The organism is Aliifodinibius sp. S!AR15-10 (assembly GCF_031569985.1).
Taxonomy (GTDB): domain Bacteria; phylum Bacteroidota; class Rhodothermia; order Balneolales; family Balneolaceae; genus JAMQKA01.
Window position 1 is genome coordinate 1 of sequence record NZ_JAMQKA010000073.1, and the last position, 17,572, is coordinate 17,572.

Sequence of the window (17,572 nt, forward strand, 5' to 3'; positions counted from 1 at the left end):
AATACTGAGCTGATGGCGCTTATCCGACATAAAAAGATTCCATTTGAGTTAAAAATTGGCGATGTTCGATTAAACCTATCGGTTTTGGGAAAAATCCCCAAAACAAGGGGTTCTGCAAAGGCCCCTTGTAATTGTTATTAATCTGCGTAATCCGCCATATGCGGGTATATATACTCTTGCTTCAGATTAATCAGATTACCAAACTGTGCAATGATTTTGTAATCATTCAGGGAAATTCGGGGTCATTTCTTGGACTTCCCATTCATTCTTCTAATTTATGTGCAAAATTACTGCATTGGCTTGCAGGGACGTGCATCATCGATGGAGATAATTCCAATATGATGCAAAATAATATCTAATCTAAAACAACCATTATTATGTCTACAAGAGAACGAGTTATTATTAATGAGCTACCCGAGGATGTTGAATATCGATTCGTCAGGGACCGGGATAATCCGCCGCCCTATTCATCACTGGGCAGAGACCAGTCCACAACCTTCCAGCCGGGTCACTATTACCTTGAGCTGAAGGTGGAAGAGGGGAGCCAAATCAGCACTTCATTTCACCATTTTATAACAGTTCAGAGCGTAACTGCTGAGCCCGGGAATGAAGGAAATGACCTCTATTTTTATCACCTTATAGTACCCGATCTACAGGAGGATACGGTAGAAGGAGGCGATGAAGATATTGCTCTTATTCAACCTGATGGGACAGAAGAATAGGCTTATCATCTGATTTAGACGGGCAGTTTCATTTAAAACTGCCCGTTTCTATCAAATAAATTATGTTGGCAGTGAAAACAATCCGGTCTATCTATTTAATTATTGGGATGGTATTCCTATCGGTTGTGGCTGAAGCACAGCGTATACCGGAAGGCAAAAGCCCAGCGATGTATAGTCTGCCACCAGTGCAGAATTTTACTAATGATGATTATGATAGTTATATCCAAAACTGGGATATCACACAAGACTCGACCGGTAAAATATTGGTTGCCAATATTGGTGCGGTATTGGAATTTGACGGTGTTAATTGGAGAAGTTCAACTATTACTAACCATCGAACTCTTTCCATTGAGCAAGCTAATGACGGGCGTATCTATACAGGAGGGATAGGAGAGTTGGGGTATTTAACATCATCTGAAGAAGACTCCACTATCACACGGTCTTATCATTCGTTGTTGAGTAAAATTCCGAAGGAATATCGCGATTTTCAGGCAGTATGGAATGTTATTGCAGCAGGTCAGAATGTGTTTTTTAGGACGAAAGCCTACCTGTTTCAGTTTAAAAATGACACGATACATGTGCACCATCCAGCCAAAGAGTTTAACACAGCTTTTCGCGTTAACAACAAAATGTACATTGATACGGAAACTGAAGGTTTGAAGGTGTGGCAGGGGCAACGGCTGAAAACCATTCTGGATAAACAAATGTATTCCAATGAAAGAATTTTTTCAGTACTGCCATACAAATCTGATCGTCTGCTCATAGCCTTCCGTGAAAAAGGGTTAACTGTTTTTGACGGAACAGAATTACAACCGATTGGTGGTGAGGTAAACAGGTATTTATCTGATCACAAGGTATATACTGGTTTGAGTCTGCCGGACGGAACCTACTTGTTTGGTACGCTGAACGGCGGGATTGTACGTGTAGACAAAAATGGAAATTTTATCAGCATCTTAGCCTCTGAAAATGGTCTTCAAAATAACCAAGTGCATAATCTCTATCTCGATGATGAGCAAAATGTGTGGGCTGCATTTAACAATGGATTAAGTAAAATTGATTATTTGAGCCCCGCGCGCCAGGTATCTGAAAACTCAGGATTAGAAGAAACAGTGTTCGCCACCTACAGGGCTAAAGGGAAATTATTTGCTGGCACAAAAAGTGGATTGAAAGTACAGGATTTTCAAAATAACTCACGAGAAATTCTAACACAGAGAAAGTTCCGTACCGCCCAAAACGTTCCGGACCGCTGTATTGATTTTAGCTCAGCAGCTGACAGCGTATTGGCTATTTGTGAGGGGAACTTGTTTAGCATAAAAAATCATCAGGTAATTGAGTTGATTGGCGGTGGTTCTATGATGATTATAGAGCAATCTAACTTGGATGAGGATATCTATTACATGGGCATGCGAGAAGGAGTCAAAGTGGTACGCATTGAAAACGATCAGCTCACAGATTTAGGGAGAATTCCGGGCATTGAATTTGAGCCGAATACAATCGTTGAAGATAGCCTGGGTGCATTATGGTTGGGAACAATTTCACATGGTCTGTTCAAGGTTGAGAATCTGGAGCTGCAGCAGGGGAATTTGAATGATGCTGAAGTTTTCCATTATCCCGTTCCCCATAATAATAGCAACCAGAGCCTCAGGGCTTTTAATATTTCCGGTAAAATGGTTTTGGGCACTTCCTCTGGATTGTTCACTTATGATATGCAGAAAGATTCCCTGGTGCGCGATTCCAGCTACGCCGATTTCCTGGCTGAGAAGGGCCGGCAGGTATACTACATGGAGGAGGGCCAGGAGGGCAATATCTGGGTTCGGTCAAACCGCGAGAACCAGTTGTTGATCAAGGAGGACGATGACTACCGGTTGCATGTGGGCGGACTAGAACGGATCGATACGGAGCAGCTTAACGAGATTTATGTGGATGGCAAGGGGCTGGCGTGGTTTGCCACGGAGAACGGCCTGATCAGGTACGACCTGCATAAGGACCTGGCCTTCCCGGCCTCTGATATTTCCTTTGATGCGATGGTCCGGGAGGTGCTGGCCAATGGAGATTCGCTGATCAACGGCGGACCGCCTAAAAAAAAGTACACACTGGATTATGAAGATAACGAACTGCGCTTCACCTATGCCGCCACCAGCTTTGAAGCACCCGAGCAAAACCAGTACCAGGTGTGGCTTGAGGGTTTTGACGATGGGTGGAGCGACTGGACGAGCGAGGTTCAGAAAGACTATACCAACATCCCGGAGGATCATTACACATTCCATGTGAGGGCACGAAATGTGTATGGCACGGTCAGTAGCAGCGACCAGTTTTCGTTTACGGTGCTGCCTCCGTGGTATCGCACAATATGGGCCTACCTGGGCTACCTGCTGTTGGCCGGGGGCGTGCTGTATGGGATCCACCGGTTCCGGGTCAACCAGATCTTAAAGGAGCAGCGTATCCGCAATAACATTGCCAGCAACCTGCACGACGAGGTCAGTGCCACGCTCAGCTCCATCAGCTATTTTACGCAGGCGATCCGCCAGACCAAGGATAAAGCCCGGGAGCAGCGCTTTGTCAACCTTATTGCGGAAAGTACTTCTGAGGCGAAAGAGAAAATAACCGACATCATCTGGTCGATCGATCCAGAAAATGACGACTGGGTGAACCTGTTGGCCAAGTGTCGACGCTTTGCCTCCGACCTGCTGGAAAGCAAGAACATGGATTATGAGCTGGATATCGATCGCGACATCAACCGTCCACTGGAACTGGAGGTCCGCCAGCATCTGTGGCTCATCTTCAAAGAGATGGTCACCAACGCCGCCCGCCACTCAGGCGCCGACAAGGTGGAGGTGAAATTCAGCTATCAAAAACGAATGTTGAGGTTGGCAGTGCAAGATAATGGGGCGGGTTTTAACCCCAAAGGCGTGGAAGAGGGAAATGGCGTCAAGAACATCCGGGCACGTGCTGAAAAAATCGGTGCCGACATCATGCTGGCATCCGAACCCGGGCTGGGCACACGCTGGGAGATGCGGCTCGATTTGTAATGATAGTTATGAGTCTTGAGTAATGAGTAAAATTGGTACTAATCACGATTCAAAATTAAGCACCAGACTTAACGCTTAAAACTTAATACTTAAGACTCACTAATACTGCCTTTTTATGTAGTGAGGTTTGCACCGCTGTTTGATACTTTTATGTCAAATTAGGAGCTAGTTATGACTGGAAAAGATCAATCACTTATAAAGATCATTATCATTGAGGACAACCGCTATATGCGGGAAGGGTGGAAGACGATCCTGGATTTTGAGGACGATTTCGTGGTGATAGGCAGCTATGAGTCATGCGAAGAGGCGTTTGAGTCTGACACACTGGCCAAGGGCGACCTGGCGCTGATGGACATTGAACTGCCGGGTATGTCCGGCATTGAGGGAGTAAAGAAATTACGGCGCCAACATCCCGACCTCATCATCATTATGGCCACGGTCTTTGATGACGACAAGCATGTCTTTGATGCCCTTTGCGCCGGCGCGGTGGGCTACCTGATGAAAAAGGTGTCGCCCGAAGATTTGATTAAAGCTATTCATGATGCGCACGAGGGGGGATCGCCAATGACGCCCAACATCGCACGCAAGGTGATCAATACTTTTCACAATACGTCAGCAGAAGATAACGAGGCAAACTTGAGTGAACGAGAGCTGGAAATCCTTGAGGAGCTTGCGAAAGGAAAATCGTATGCCAAGATTGGTGAAAGCATCTATCTCTCCGTCGACGGCGTGCGATATCACATCCGTAATATTTACAAGAAACTTGAGGTTAATTCCCGGACCGAGGCGGTCTCAAAGGGCATCTCCCAGCGGCTGATAAACCCGGAGTGAGATAATAGACCTGTGTGAATTGATGAGTTAACGTGTATTGCTTTAGCATCTATCTTATCAGAGCCAAAAACAAGTTTGTTATTCTGTTTATCCACAGCGGGAATTAATTCCCGCGCAAGTGATAAGGCATGATCTACATTAGCCGTTATTGCCTGATATTCTAATCGAGAAATGCGTCGAAATATCTCTTCCGAAAGATAACATCTCATAACCATTACCAATCAAACTTGTAACGGTTTTCCTCCTAATTCCTGCTTTATCCCAATTCTATAGTCGTAAGTGTCCAAAATACTACATGATTAGGTAGTGCATCGAATAGTCCTGTATGATAGATTGATGGCGGAGTTCGACAGAGAACTCGAGTAACAATTTCTTATCCCCAAGATAAGAACCCCGAATAGAGGGACCTTATTCTTCAGCGCTGTTCATCTTGAGAGCTAACCTTCTCATCCCGGCGGTTGAACACTGCCGGGACTTTTTTATCCTTTTGCAGATCTGGGCCGATCTCTTATCTTTTATCTAAATCTACAACCAAACGCTGATTCGTGAGTTCTTCAATTCGTATTGCATCCGGACAGGGGTTCTGGGGCGATCTTCCCAATGCTCCCATCGATCAAGTGAGGAAAGGGCCGATCGACTACTTGGTAATGGACTACCTGGCTGAAGTCACCATGTCTATCATGCAGAAACAGCGCTCGCGAAATCCCGATCGCGGGTATGCTCATGATTTCGTGAGCCTGGTCGGCAAGATCCTTCCCGATATTTCAGAGCGTGGAATAAAGGTAGTAACCAATGCGGGGGGCGTAAATCCAGATGCATGTAAAGATGCGATTCTCGATATCGTCAGACAGCAGGAGATTAACGATATCACGGTAGCCGTGGTCGATGGAGATGATATTCTGCCCGACATAGATCAGTTGGTGGAGTCAGGGCATCACCTGCACAATATCGATACTGGGGCTCCGATCACCGATGTTAAAGATGACCTGCTTAGTGCAAATGTGTATCTCGGGAGTAGGCCGATTGTGGAAGCCCTTCAGCAGGGCGCCGATATCGTTATTACCGGTCGCGTGTTTGATGCCGGTCTAATTCTGGGCCCGATGATGTATGAGTTCGGATGGGCGTGGAATGATTGGGACAAAGTTGCTTCCGGGATTGTGGCCGGACATATCATAGAATGTGGGGCACAGGCTTCGGGTGGTAATTTTACGGACTGGGAAGAGGTTGATGATTTTGTGAATATCGGTTTCCCCATTATTGAGGCTAAGGCGGATGGCACGTTTGTAGTGACCAAGCATGATGGCACCGGAGGACTGGTGAACGAGATGACCGTCAAAGAGCAATTAATTTATGAAATAGCAGATCCCGCGGCATATCTTACACCCGATGGGATAGCGGATTTTACCTCCGTTCAACTGCAACAAGAGGGGGAAAACAGGGTGCAGGTATCAGGTGTAATGGGGAAGCCCACAACGGATAGTTACAAGGTTTCCGCGAGCTACAAAAGAGGCTACAAATTAAGCTCAACTTTGGTATATTCATGGCCTAATGCGCTGGGAAAAGCCCGGAAAGCCGGCGATATTTTGCAGGACAGGGCGAAAGCGCTGAATCTGGAGATCGGGGAATTCAACGTTGAGTTTATCGGTTTTAATGGGACCAGTGAAGAACTTGTGACAGAAGAAGCACTTGCAAAAGACTTTGATGAAATTGAACTGCGCGTTTCTGTTTCAGGTGATGATAGAGTAGATATTGACCGGTTTGGGAAAGAGATCGTCCCGCTGGTGCTAACGGGTCCCAGTGGCGTTACGGGGTATGCCGGTGGACGACCCAAGGCGACAGAAGTAGTAGCGTACTGGCCGGCACTTCTTGATAAAAAAGTAGTGCAACCCCGGACAAGAATTTTCAAGGTTTAAAATTCGAAATTGGAATACGTTGTCTTACAGCATTCCACAGATTTTGTCAATCTGTTTCAATTTCAGATTTATAGCCTACGATTTGCTATTTTATTTATAAGTGTGAACTAATTATAAAATAATATCATAGAATGAAGATAGGAATTATTGGAGCAAGCCTGGCAGGATTAGTTGCAGGTAAAAAGCTGGGTCGTGCAGGCCATGACATCACAATTATAGAAAAAAACAGGACCCTTGGAGGTCGCCTGGCGACGTTGGACGATGGCAATGGAAACCTGTTTGATTATGGCGTTTCCCACTTCCACGCACGTAAAAAAGATTTTAAAACGTTTGTGAATTATCTGGAAGAGGAAAAAATTGTACAGGAATGGTCTTCACGATTTGAATATTTCGACGGAGAACAGCTCCATGATTTGAATCCCAATCGTTCCCCCGAACTGCACTACTCATCTACCAACGGATTCAGTAAAATTGCAGACAAATTGAGTCGCTGGGTCGATATTAAATCTTCTGTTCAGGCTGGCGGTCTTACCTATATTGGAGATGACCGGACCAAAAAACGAGCCTGGATGATCAACCTGACTGATATCAGTGTCTTTGAATGTGATGCGGTAATAATTGCCACTCCTGCTATTCAGGCATATGGAATATTGCTTACAGCACAAGATGAAACTCCGGCACGCCGCATACTTCGTCATGTCGATGAGTTTCAGTACGATCCTTCGTTCACTATTATGGCAAGTTATGAAGATCAAGGCGTGCCTGAGTGGGATGCTGTTGAATGCCTGGATGAGAACCTGAAATGGATTATCAATGAGTCTACCAAGCGGAATAATGCCGATACTTCATTGGTTATTCATTCAGCAGCCTCATTTGCGAGAAAAAACAAAGAGCAAGATCCTGAACAGATTGCTAATCAATTATTGCAGCATGCAGCAGATGTCACCGGTGAAAGCTGGATTAGCCAGCCAAAAGCAAAGCATTTCCACCACTGGAAGTATGCGAGTTGTAAAAACCCTATAGATGAAGACTTTATGGAACTTGAAATGGACGAAGCCCCGTTAGCTATTATTGGTGACTATCTTGGCGGAAACTCCGTTGAAAGCTCATATCTGTCTGGGTTGCGTCTGGCAGAATACTGGAATGAAAAATATGAGTTGGCCGAGGTTTAGACTTCCCTTTCAATATTTACTGTAATGCTAAATAATTGTTTATATTAAATATAATCATGGTATATTGCAGTTAATAACAATTATCGGAGGGAGTTGAAATCAGCTGTCATAAAATAATATTGGCTGCCCTATAAAGACCTCTCTTTAAACATTTTTTGATCTCTAAATCCCTACTTCCCTTGACTGGCTCACTCAAAAAGCTCAATAAATATTTTAAGAAGTACCTGGGGACCATCATTTTGGGATCCTTGTTTCTTGTGGCGTCCAACTTCTTTTTGGTGTGGATACCCATATTTATTCGGCGTACCATCGATGAAGTGGCTGCCCTGGAGAATAAAACCGGTGACTATCAGGGGCTCGTTGATGTGCTCTTCAGCAACCAGGCAGGGGCTATACTTGCTGAAAACGCCCTGTTACTGGTTGGGGCTGTGGTGGCATCGGGTCTATTACTGTTTGCCACCAGGCAGACCCTGATCGTTACATCCAGGAAAATAGAATTTGATCTCCGCAATGACATCTTCGATAAGTTGCTGGAACTGCCGCAACGATTTTTCAGTGAATATAAACAGGGTGAAATCTACGTTCGTGCCACCGAGGATATTTCGAAAGTACGTGAGTATTTTGGCCCCGCCTTCATGTATACGATCAATACGATTTCTCGGGCGGGATTTGTTATTACAATGATGATCATTGTGAGCCCGGAATTAACCTTCTGGGCGTTGTTGCCACTTCCGCTGCTTTCTGGTTTTGCCTATTGGATCAGCGGTTACATCAACGATCATTCACGCATTATCCAGGAACAGTACTCCAATGTGGCCGGCCGGGCGCAAGAGGCGTTTTCAAGTATACGTCTGATTAAGGCCTACAATCGTGAGGTATATGAGCAGCAGCGTTTTGAGGATGAAAGTGAATCCTACCGCCAGAAAAAGCTGAGGCTCGACATGGTGGAGTCGATGTTTCATCCCGCACTGAATTTCTTGATTGGTATTTCCATCATCCTTGTTATCTGGAAAGCGGGACAATATGTTATTGAAGGTACGTTAACGGTGGGTAACATCGTTGAATATGTAGTTTATGTAGGATACCTGACATGGCCGGTTGCTTCGCTCGGGTATACCGTAAACCGGTTTCAGCGCTCTATGGCTTCATGGAATAGAGTTGACCAGGTACTCACAGAAAAGGTGGAGATCAGTGATGATCACGTCACAGATGCCTCAATCGAGGAGTTAAAGGGCGATATTGAGTTTATAAATGTTTCTTTCAAATATCCCGGGGCTGAGGCTTATGCCATCAAAGATGTGAATCTTAAAGTAAAAGCTGGCCAGAATGTGGCCATTGTGGGGCGAACGGGTAGTGGAAAATCCACGTTGGTCCAGCTGATTCCACGACTTTTTGATCCTACGGATGGAACAATTTTGATCGATGGAAGTGATATTAACAAGGTGCCGGTTAAAAAATTAAGAGCAGAAATAGGTTTCGTGCCCCAAGATACTTTCTTATTTTCCGACTCGATTGGCGAAAATATTGCTTTTGGCACGGAGGAAGCGTCTGAAGAGCAGATACATAATGCCGCTGAAAAGGCACAAGTCCGTGAAAACATTATGGACTTTGACAAACAATTTGAGACTATGCTCGGTGAGCGGGGTATAACGCTTTCCGGGGGACAAAAACAACGAACAGCCATCGCAAGGGCTTTAATCCGAGATCCTAAAATTATTGTCTTGGATGATTCGTTGAGTGCAGTTGATACCAAGACTGAAGAGGCAATTCTTCAACATCTGCGAAATGAATTGGAAGGACGCACAACTATAATGATTAGTCATCGTATTTCTACCATTAAAGACGCTGACATCATTTATTACATGGAAGAAGGAACTATTAAGGAATTCGGTACACATGATGAACTTCTACAAAAAGAAGGTAGATACTCAGCCATGTATAAAAAACAACTACTAGAAAAAGAATTGGCTGAAATTTAATATAAACCAGAAACAAATCGGGGTCCTATTGCTTGAACGCAATTCCCCCAACGTAAAATACGGGAGTAACAATAATGATTATCGTACCACTTGGCGTTGCATCAGCAACACCCACGGCAACTAGACATTTAGCATCAGTAGCAGTTTGGAGAGAGGGAAGCATTTTCTTGTTCGATTGCGGAGAAAATACCCAAATGCGCATGTTGCAGGGGGGGATGAAACGCTCCAAAATCGAATGTATATGCATATCTCACTTCGACACAGACCACTATTCGGGTCTTATCGGGCTGCTTTCCACACTGCAGTTACAGCGAAGAGATCAAAAACTAACTATTGCCGCTCCTAAAGGCATCAAGGAATATGTGGAATTCAACATCGAGTTTGCTGGAATCGATCTGAACTATCCTGTTGAGTATGTTGAGATTGAGGAAGGATTTGAACATGAACGCGTGTTGGATGAGGACGAATATTATATAGAAGCTCGTCCACTGAACCACTCTAAATTTTGTGTAGGCTATCGGTTCCAGGAAAAAGACAAGCCTGGCAAAGTGGATGCCGAGAAAGCTAAGGAACAGGGCATTTCCGAAGACTGGCAATACAAAGAGTTGAAAGCAGGCAATGATGTGGAGCTCGATGACGGGACCATCGTCAAGTCACATGATATTGTAGGACATCCGCGACCGGGCGACAGCTTTGCCTATATCACGGATACCAAGTATCATCCAAACTCTGTAAAGCTTGGGATGAATACCAATGTGCTTATGCACGAAGCTACATTTAGTGACAGCCTCTCTGACAAAGCGGAAGAAACCGGGCACTCAACTGCGAAAGATGCGGCCCGTGTAGCTAATGAGGCGAAGACAAAGCTGTTGGTTCTGACGCACTTCTCCGCACGCTACACCAACCAGTATGTATTGCTGAGAGAAGCACGTGATGACTTCTTCCCGACCTGGGTGGCCACTGAGCTTCGACCGATATTTACCGATCCCGCCCATGAGAAAGGAATCATCCAGCCGAAAGTGTACCTGAAGGAGATCAACAACGGCGGAGGTAATAAAAATAACAATAAGAACCGCTCGAAAGGCAAAAGCCGAAGTAGTGGAAAGCGGAAGAAAAAGAAACGTTTTAGAAAACGAAAGAGTTCTAAGAGCAGCAGCCGTTCCCGGTCAAAATCTAGCAGTAACTCTAAGAAAAGCAGTCGGAAAAGCAGGAGTAGTAAAAGCAGTTCCCGCAGTTATAACAATAATAACCAAAATAACGGCGGAAACGATGATCAGCGTAAACCAAAGCATATTACGCCTCGTACTCCTTTTGATGATTTCGATCGTTTCTAAAACGCAAACATAGTAAGTGAGCACTTCGAATCGTAGTGATAAGGCCGTCGACAGGGATCTGCTTCGGCGGCTTTATTCTTTTATAGAGCCTTACAGATGGTATGTCTTGCTGGGCATCGTATTGACGCTGGTAGCGTCTTTCTTGGGGACGGTACGTCCCAAGTTGACCCAGATAGCAGTGGACGAATACATCCGGACCAATGATCTTGAAGGTCTGCTTTGGATTATTTTTCTGCTGGGGCTTGCACTGATTGGCGAATTTATCATCCTGGTGGCCAATACCTATCTTACTCGCTGGTTTGGGCAGGGCACCCTGTTCAGCCTTCGGAATGCGGTATTTGAGAAGATACAGTCGCTCCACGTCCAGTTCTTTGATAAAAATCCCATCGGCAGACTTATCACTCGAACCACCAGTGATATTGAAGCCCTGAGTGAGCTGCTCAGCGATGGGGTAGTGAATATGATAGGAGATCTGTTCCGGATTTTCTTCATTCTCTACTTTATGTTTAGTATGAGCTGGGAACTCACCCTGGTGTCGATATCGGTACTGCCTATCCTGTTTTATGTGACCTTCTGGTTTAAAGCCAAAGTTCGGGTTGCTTTTTTGAATGTGCGCGACCAGGTAGCCCGTCTCAACTCGTTTGTGCAGGAACATATCAACGGCATGGATATTGTTCAGCTTTTCAACAAGGAGGAGCGAGAACGCAAGCGCTACCGGGCGATTAACGAAGATCATCGGGAGGCTCACATTGACACTATTTTTTATTACGCGATTTTTTGGCCTGCTATCGAGGTGATTTCCAGTCTTGCCCTGGCATTGGTGATCTGGTATGGTGGAGGCCGCGCGCTCCTTGGTGAGGTGACTTTTGGTATACTGCTGGCTTTTGTTCAATACGTACGCCAGTTTTTCCGCCCAATACAGGGGATTTCGGAAAAGTTCAATACCCTGCAATCGGCGTTAGCTTCTTCTGAACGTATTTTCAATGTTTTGGATACGAAGAATGCAATTGCTGATCCTGAACGGCCTAAGCAAATTGAAGATTCCAGGGGCCACATCCAGTTCAAGAATGTCTGGTTCAGTTATAACAAGGATGAACAGGTGCTCAAGGATGTCTCTTTTGAGGCCAATCCTGGGGAGACCGTGGCAATCGTTGGGGCAACCGGCGCTGGTAAAACGACGATTATCAACCTGCTGATGCGCTACTATGATATAAACGAGGGCGCAATCACGTTGGATGGGGTTGACATCCGGGATCTGAAATTAAAGGATCTTCGTTCGCATTTTGGGATGGTACTCCAGGACAACGCGCTGTTTTCGGGTAGTATTATGGAAAATATTACGCTCGGGAATCCGAATATTGATGAAGATAAGGTGTTAAAGGCTTCCCGGGAGGTGCAGGCACACCATTTTATTAAAAAGCTACCTAGTCAATACGAATATGAGTTAAACGAACGTGGCACTTCGCTGTCTATGGGGCAGCGCCAGCTGATCTGTTTTGTTCGGGCCATGGTCTACGATCCCCGCATTTTGATTTTGGATGAAGCTACCTCCAGTGTGGACTCAGAAACCGAAGCTCTTGTCAACGAAGCCTGTGACCGTATGATGAAGGGGCGTACCTCGATCGTTATTGCCCACCGTCTTTCCACAATACAGGGTGCTCATAAGATTTTGGTTATGCACAAGGGGGAGATCAGGGAAACGGGGTCACATTCGGAGCTCCTGGAGAAAAGCGATGGTATTTACCGGAAGTTGTATGAGCTTCAATATAAGGATCAGCTGTTGCCTGAAACGGAGCCTCAAACTGCTAAATAACGGTCCTATTTTTTTGATGAATAAAAATAAAACGCCGATTTTCACATCGGCGTTTTAACTTTGTGTTCTGATAATATACCGTCATACGGAATCAGAAATAACTCTCTAAAAGCCTAAACCTAAATAATAACTCTCTCTAATCACCACTCTCTGTTGATAGCCTTATTCTCTCAGTGAATGTTATAAGTTGGTAACCGAATAGTTAATTTTCCTCTTGTTGTAATTACCTATAGGAATTTTCGAAAGCCTGGTATTATTTCCTAGTTAGAAAGGCCTAATCTAACTTATGATTTATAATGGTTTTTTTGAGAGAGTGGAGTCAAACTCAGAGTGCTTATAATTTTTGATATAAATCAGGTTCACCGGAATAGTTTATATTCATTTAAATAGTCTAGAAAAAATAAGAAATCTCCTTTTATTTCAGAGTATCGATTCCTTATATTTGCAGTTCTTGCCGGTGTGGCGGAATTGGTAGACGCGCGCGACTCAAAATCGCGTTCCCTCTGGGAGTGAGAGTTCGAGTCTCTCCACCGGTACTCCACCATAAGTAGGCCTTTCTAAGAGTGTTAAACGGCTGTTAGATCGCTTTAAAAGCGGATATGACAGCTTTTTTTGTTTCCTTTTCTCGCACATCAAAGGAACAGGAGGGAACGGATTGTACCATCTTTCCCTGAAATGGGGTGCAATTTGGGGTACAATGGGGTGCAATAAAAAAACACCCAAAATTATGGCATCACTTAAGGAAAGAGGAAGGTACTATTACATACGATTTTCAAAGAATATAAACGGGGAAAGACATCGTGTTACCAAGAGTTTGGGGATCCGTTATAAAGAAAAAGCCCTGGAAGCTTTAGAGAAACTTGAAGAGATGGAGGAACGTGGTGAGATCGACCCCTATTCTGATCAATTTGATCCACAAAAAATCTGGAGCGAGCCCAATATCAGCATGAGATGTTAAATAGTCTGACAACCCTTCGTGAAGCGGCTGATTTCTTTTACAAACGCAAACAACACCTTTCTAAACGAACGGTAAAAATTGATGCTAAATCGCTGGCTGATATGGGTACTTTTCAAAGGGCCGTAGAATTATTCATGCAGCATCACTAGTGTCCGGTTTAAACTCATTGGGGCTCAATGAGTTATAGAACGAAGCGTAAAATTTGTGAGAAATTTCTCAAAAAGTTGTGTTTAAACGTCATATACCTACATTTTGTCATCCTAAAATATTTATAGCTGTGAGTAAAATAGTAGTCCCATAAAAACATTTTCATTGAATACGCAACCTCAGTGCAGGTTACAAATTTCAATAAATGGTTTTGATTTCAAATCGATAAAAAATAAAAAATCTATAACTCATTGTTACACAATGAGTTATGCAGAATTATTTTTTCTTTACCCGGACACTAGTGATGCAGCATAGTGAAATTCATGACTTGCCTCCTAGATCGGTCGGTTTATATCATTTTGAAGATTTTCTATACAGACCTGGTATAAAAGCCTCGACCCGCCGCTTTTACTACCGGCAGCTTCGAGTATTCTGGAATTATTTGCGAGATAGGGGGATTGTTGAAAAGGACTACTTCAAACAGCTCAGGAAAGATTTGCCTAAACCCAAGGAGAATACCCGGTCAAAAATGATTTCTGAGGAAGAGCTTTTTAAAGTGTTTGAAGCTTTTGACAAAGATGTAGAACGAAAGATGGAGTTACCTGGGTATCACAAAGGTTTTGTCCAGCATTGGTTCAAACCAATGCTAGCTACATACTTTTATGGTGGATTCCGACGTGCAGAGGTTGCCTACGATGAAGATCTCCCGTACAGTGGGTTGAAGGGAGAAAATTTAGAATACATCGATGGGAAACTCGAAATGATTTATCTCCCCCCCCCCGTAAGGGACGCACTGAACGTATGGTACCCATTTCCCAAAAATGGAAAAGCTACCTCATGCCTTATCTTGAACAACGCGGTCCAATCGGGCAGGATAATTATGTTTTTGTATATAATCGTAAATCAAAAAAGGGTTGGCCCGTCACCAGTCGACAGGTATACAGAGTATTCAAAGATTATCTGGAGAAAGCAGGTTTACCCAAGGAACGGACGATACACGGCATGAGACATCGTCGTATTACTACATGGCTGGAAGATGGATTTTTGTTGAAAGAGGGACAATTAATGGCGGGCCATTCTTCCGCTAGTGTAACCGAAGGGTATACACATTTAGTGGGTAAAAACTTATTGGAAAAACAACGAGAAATTGAGAGAAGAGAGTGATTCAGATGACTAAGAATCGGGCTGCTCTGGGGTATAGGGTATTTACGGGATTGGAAACATTATCTGGAATTATTCATGCTGATAATTCCAGATAATATCACCCAAATCTTGCTGGAAAACATAAAGGATTGTATCCGGAATACCAGGTCCTTTGCACCCAACAAACCACCTAACTATATTGCCAGTACTCCAGATACAATCCTTTATGTTAGACCACAAACAACGAGGGAGCTATGGAATTTCTAATAAACCCCTTACCATCAGTAGCTGGAAGCCCATTAGCGCTTATTGGCTACTTAGCCACCATCGCGGCCTTATTACCTCATAATAGACGCATCAACCTCGTGTTAAATCATATCAAGGACATTCCAGAAGGAGAAATAGAGGAGACACTACGAAATGAAATGGGTGTAGTCCTTCCAAGTGATATTAGTGCTAAAGGATGGATTAAATCAAAGAAACATCAATACAATACATCACCTGGTATTTAACACTCATATTCACCGGAAGAAAATGAAAGCAACTTATCCAATATTCTTAGAAATGAGTATGTTAGAACAATTCCAATAGTAAATCCTGATGGAATCGAATCATTTTTGAACTGTCAGGAGGATTAGAATTCGAAGATTTTGAATACTCTTTCACCTCATAATTATTCATTTATTAAATAATTGATTATGGATCGAAGAAACGCCATCAAATACATAGGATTAGGCCTGTCGGCAGCAGCTACCGGCAACCTTTCCCTGCCCGGTTTTTCAAGGGATAATTCGGGAAAACACAATACCTCCGATTTTAAAATCACCAAAATCAGGTACTACGACGCGCCCGACTATCACAAACCACTGTTTAACCAGGCCCGGGGAATCGTGGAGGTCTATACTGACAGAGGCATTATTGGCATCGGGGAAGGTGGAGCCAGAGACACGATTGAGCAGTGCGCAGGCATGCTGATTGGCGAAGACCCTTTTCGTATTGAACATCTGTGGCAATACTTGTACAGGGGGATGTTTTATCCGCCTGGCAGGGAAAAGCTACACGCATTGGGTGCTATTGAGATGGCGCTTTGGGATATCAAAGGCAAGGTGTTGGACGTTCCAGTTTATGATCTGTTGGGAGGTGCTACCCGTGAGTACGTAGAGTGTTACGCAACCGGGTTCAGCCCATCGGATGCCGAAACGGAAGAACAGCGTGCCCGTGATTGCATAGATGCTGGCTTTCGTGCTTACCGCATTGGCCCGGCCGGGGGCAGCCGGACAGGGCCGACAGGCGGCAGTGGAAATGGGTTCGACTTTTATGAAAATGCCAATAAGACAATAGAGCACTGCCGGCGTATTGCGGAGGCTATGGGTGGCGAGGGCAACTGGGCGATCGACCTGCATACCCGGTTTGATCTCACCGAGGCCATCCACATATGCGAAGCCATCGAAGATCTGGAGCCCTATTTTGTTGAGGATATCGTCCGGTCGGAAAATACGGAGGTCTATCAACAGGTACGGCAGATGACAACAGTGCCCGTAGCTGTGGGTGAACAATTTGGAGACAGGTGGGATATCAATGAGCTGATTGAAGATCACCTGCTTGATTATAGTCGTGTGACATTGCCAAATACAGGGGGTATCTCGGAATTGAAAAAGATCGCGGCTATTTGTGAGACTCATTACGTGGGAATGATCCCTCACTTTACTGGCCCATTGTCTACGGCGGCGTTGGTCCATGTACTGGGTTCCAGCAGTCCGGCGCGTTGCATGGTGGAACTGGCTGGTGGCGTAGCCGAGAATCCTGATTATTTTAATGACGATATGATACGCTTTAAAGATGGTAAATTGTGGTTGAATTCCAGCCCCGGATTGGGCGTAGAGTTTGATGCTGAACATGCAACGTTTGTGACTGAGATCGCCGAACGAACAGAATATCCCCATCCCTATCTTCAAAGTCCGGATGGAGCTATTCATAATTGGTAAATTAGTAGTCCCGTTGTATGACCTAATGTTACTTTTTTAGGTATATCGGGATTCCGGCCTTGGTAAAGTTGACCGCCCGGAAGGGAGCGGAGTGTAGCGTGAAGAAAAAATCTGTGATTTTTTTTTGCGGAATGCAGAGTCCTTCCGGTTAAGTTTACCCAGCGGTGGTTTTTTGGGTGGAAGTTCTTCAGTCCGCCCCCGGCGGAGTTTCTTCATTGAAAAAATAAACACTCTGTGATTAGATACAGTATGATAGTTGGCTTAAGATGCAACTTCTACCTTGCAGGGTTTTGGTACCGATTCGAGAAAACATTGAATTTGAGTTATAGATTTAACCTTAAGACATTGGTATGTAACCGTTGGAGCAAGCCCTAAAATAATAATTATTAGGCACTTAACTGTTTAGCCTTAATGATCAAACTTTTGCCGTGTTCAAGTGACTAATGCAACACAGCGGTGTTTTAGGGTTTGTTGGATGGGATTAAGGTAATCAAATTTTCGAACCGGTCGAAAGTTCAGGTACTCTTCGACAGTGTTGATGCGCTC

General features: G+C 44.4%; 12 protein-coding genes and 1 tRNA gene. All 13 read left to right on the forward strand.

The genetic code is table 11. From position 1 onward, the window contains the following. The first annotated feature begins 377 nt into the window (after nucleotides 1–377). The 13 genes from NC796_RS25175 to NC796_RS25235 all read left to right on the forward strand — a co-directional run bounded on the left by NC796_RS25175 (nucleotide 378) and on the right by NC796_RS25235 (nucleotide 17,026). Nucleotides 378–722 (forward strand): hypothetical protein, encoded by a 345-nt coding sequence (locus NC796_RS25175; protein WP_310688587.1) that lies wholly within the window; start codon nucleotides 378–380, stop codon nucleotides 720–722. Between the two features lie 71 nt (nucleotides 723–793). Then, nucleotides 794–3,751 (forward strand): ATP-binding protein, encoded by a 2,958-nt coding sequence (locus NC796_RS25180; protein WP_310688588.1) that lies wholly within the window; start codon nucleotides 794–796, stop codon nucleotides 3,749–3,751. A 171-nt stretch (nucleotides 3,752–3,922) separates the two neighbouring features. Further along, nucleotides 3,923–4,582, forward strand: coding sequence for a response regulator transcription factor (locus NC796_RS25185; RefSeq protein ID WP_310688589.1), 660 nt, complete (start codon nucleotides 3,923–3,925; stop codon nucleotides 4,580–4,582). A 545-nt stretch (nucleotides 4,583–5,127) separates the two neighbouring features. Then, a complete protein-coding gene (locus NC796_RS25190) occupies nucleotides 5,128–6,495 on the forward strand; it encodes an acyclic terpene utilization AtuA family protein (protein ID WP_310688590.1) in 1,368 nt (455 codons plus the stop codon). Nucleotides 6,496–6,626: 131 nt separating this feature from the next. Next, nucleotides 6,627–7,667: an FAD-dependent oxidoreductase gene (locus NC796_RS25195; protein WP_310688591.1), complete on the forward strand. Its 1,041-nt coding sequence runs from the start codon at nucleotides 6,627–6,629 to the stop codon at nucleotides 7,665–7,667. 179 nt (nucleotides 7,668–7,846) lie between these two features. Further along, the gene (locus NC796_RS25200; protein WP_310688592.1) at nucleotides 7,847–9,646 is read left to right on the forward strand and encodes an ABC transporter ATP-binding protein; all 1,800 of its coding nucleotides are present in this window, start codon (nucleotides 7,847–7,849) and stop codon (nucleotides 9,644–9,646) included. 74 nt (nucleotides 9,647–9,720) lie between these two features. Next, nucleotides 9,721–10,980 (forward strand): ribonuclease Z, encoded by a 1,260-nt coding sequence (gene rnz / locus NC796_RS25205; protein ID WP_310688593.1) that lies wholly within the window; start codon nucleotides 9,721–9,723, stop codon nucleotides 10,978–10,980. Between the two features lie 16 nt (nucleotides 10,981–10,996). Beyond that, nucleotides 10,997–12,793, forward strand: coding sequence for an ABC transporter ATP-binding protein (locus NC796_RS25210; protein WP_310688594.1), 1,797 nt, complete (start codon nucleotides 10,997–10,999; stop codon nucleotides 12,791–12,793). Between the two features lie 453 nt (nucleotides 12,794–13,246). Further along, a tRNA-Leu gene (locus NC796_RS25215) sits at nucleotides 13,247–13,329 on the forward strand. Between the two features lie 191 nt (nucleotides 13,330–13,520). Then, complete coding sequence (locus NC796_RS25220; protein ID WP_310688595.1) at nucleotides 13,521–13,751, forward strand: hypothetical protein; 231 nt, start codon at nucleotides 13,521–13,523, stop codon at nucleotides 13,749–13,751. Between the two features lie 984 nt (nucleotides 13,752–14,735). Continuing rightward, nucleotides 14,736–15,062, forward strand: a complete 327-nt coding sequence (locus NC796_RS26930; protein ID WP_409070421.1) for a tyrosine-type recombinase/integrase — start codon at nucleotides 14,736–14,738, stop codon at nucleotides 15,060–15,062. A 233-nt stretch (nucleotides 15,063–15,295) separates the two neighbouring features. Beyond that, nucleotides 15,296–15,553, forward strand: coding sequence for a hypothetical protein (locus tag NC796_RS25230; RefSeq protein ID WP_310688597.1), 258 nt, complete (start codon nucleotides 15,296–15,298; stop codon nucleotides 15,551–15,553). 186 nt (nucleotides 15,554–15,739) lie between these two features. After that, complete coding sequence (locus NC796_RS25235; RefSeq protein WP_310688598.1) at nucleotides 15,740–17,026, forward strand: mandelate racemase/muconate lactonizing enzyme family protein; 1,287 nt, start codon at nucleotides 15,740–15,742, stop codon at nucleotides 17,024–17,026. Nucleotides 17,027–17,572: the final 546 nt, after the last annotated feature.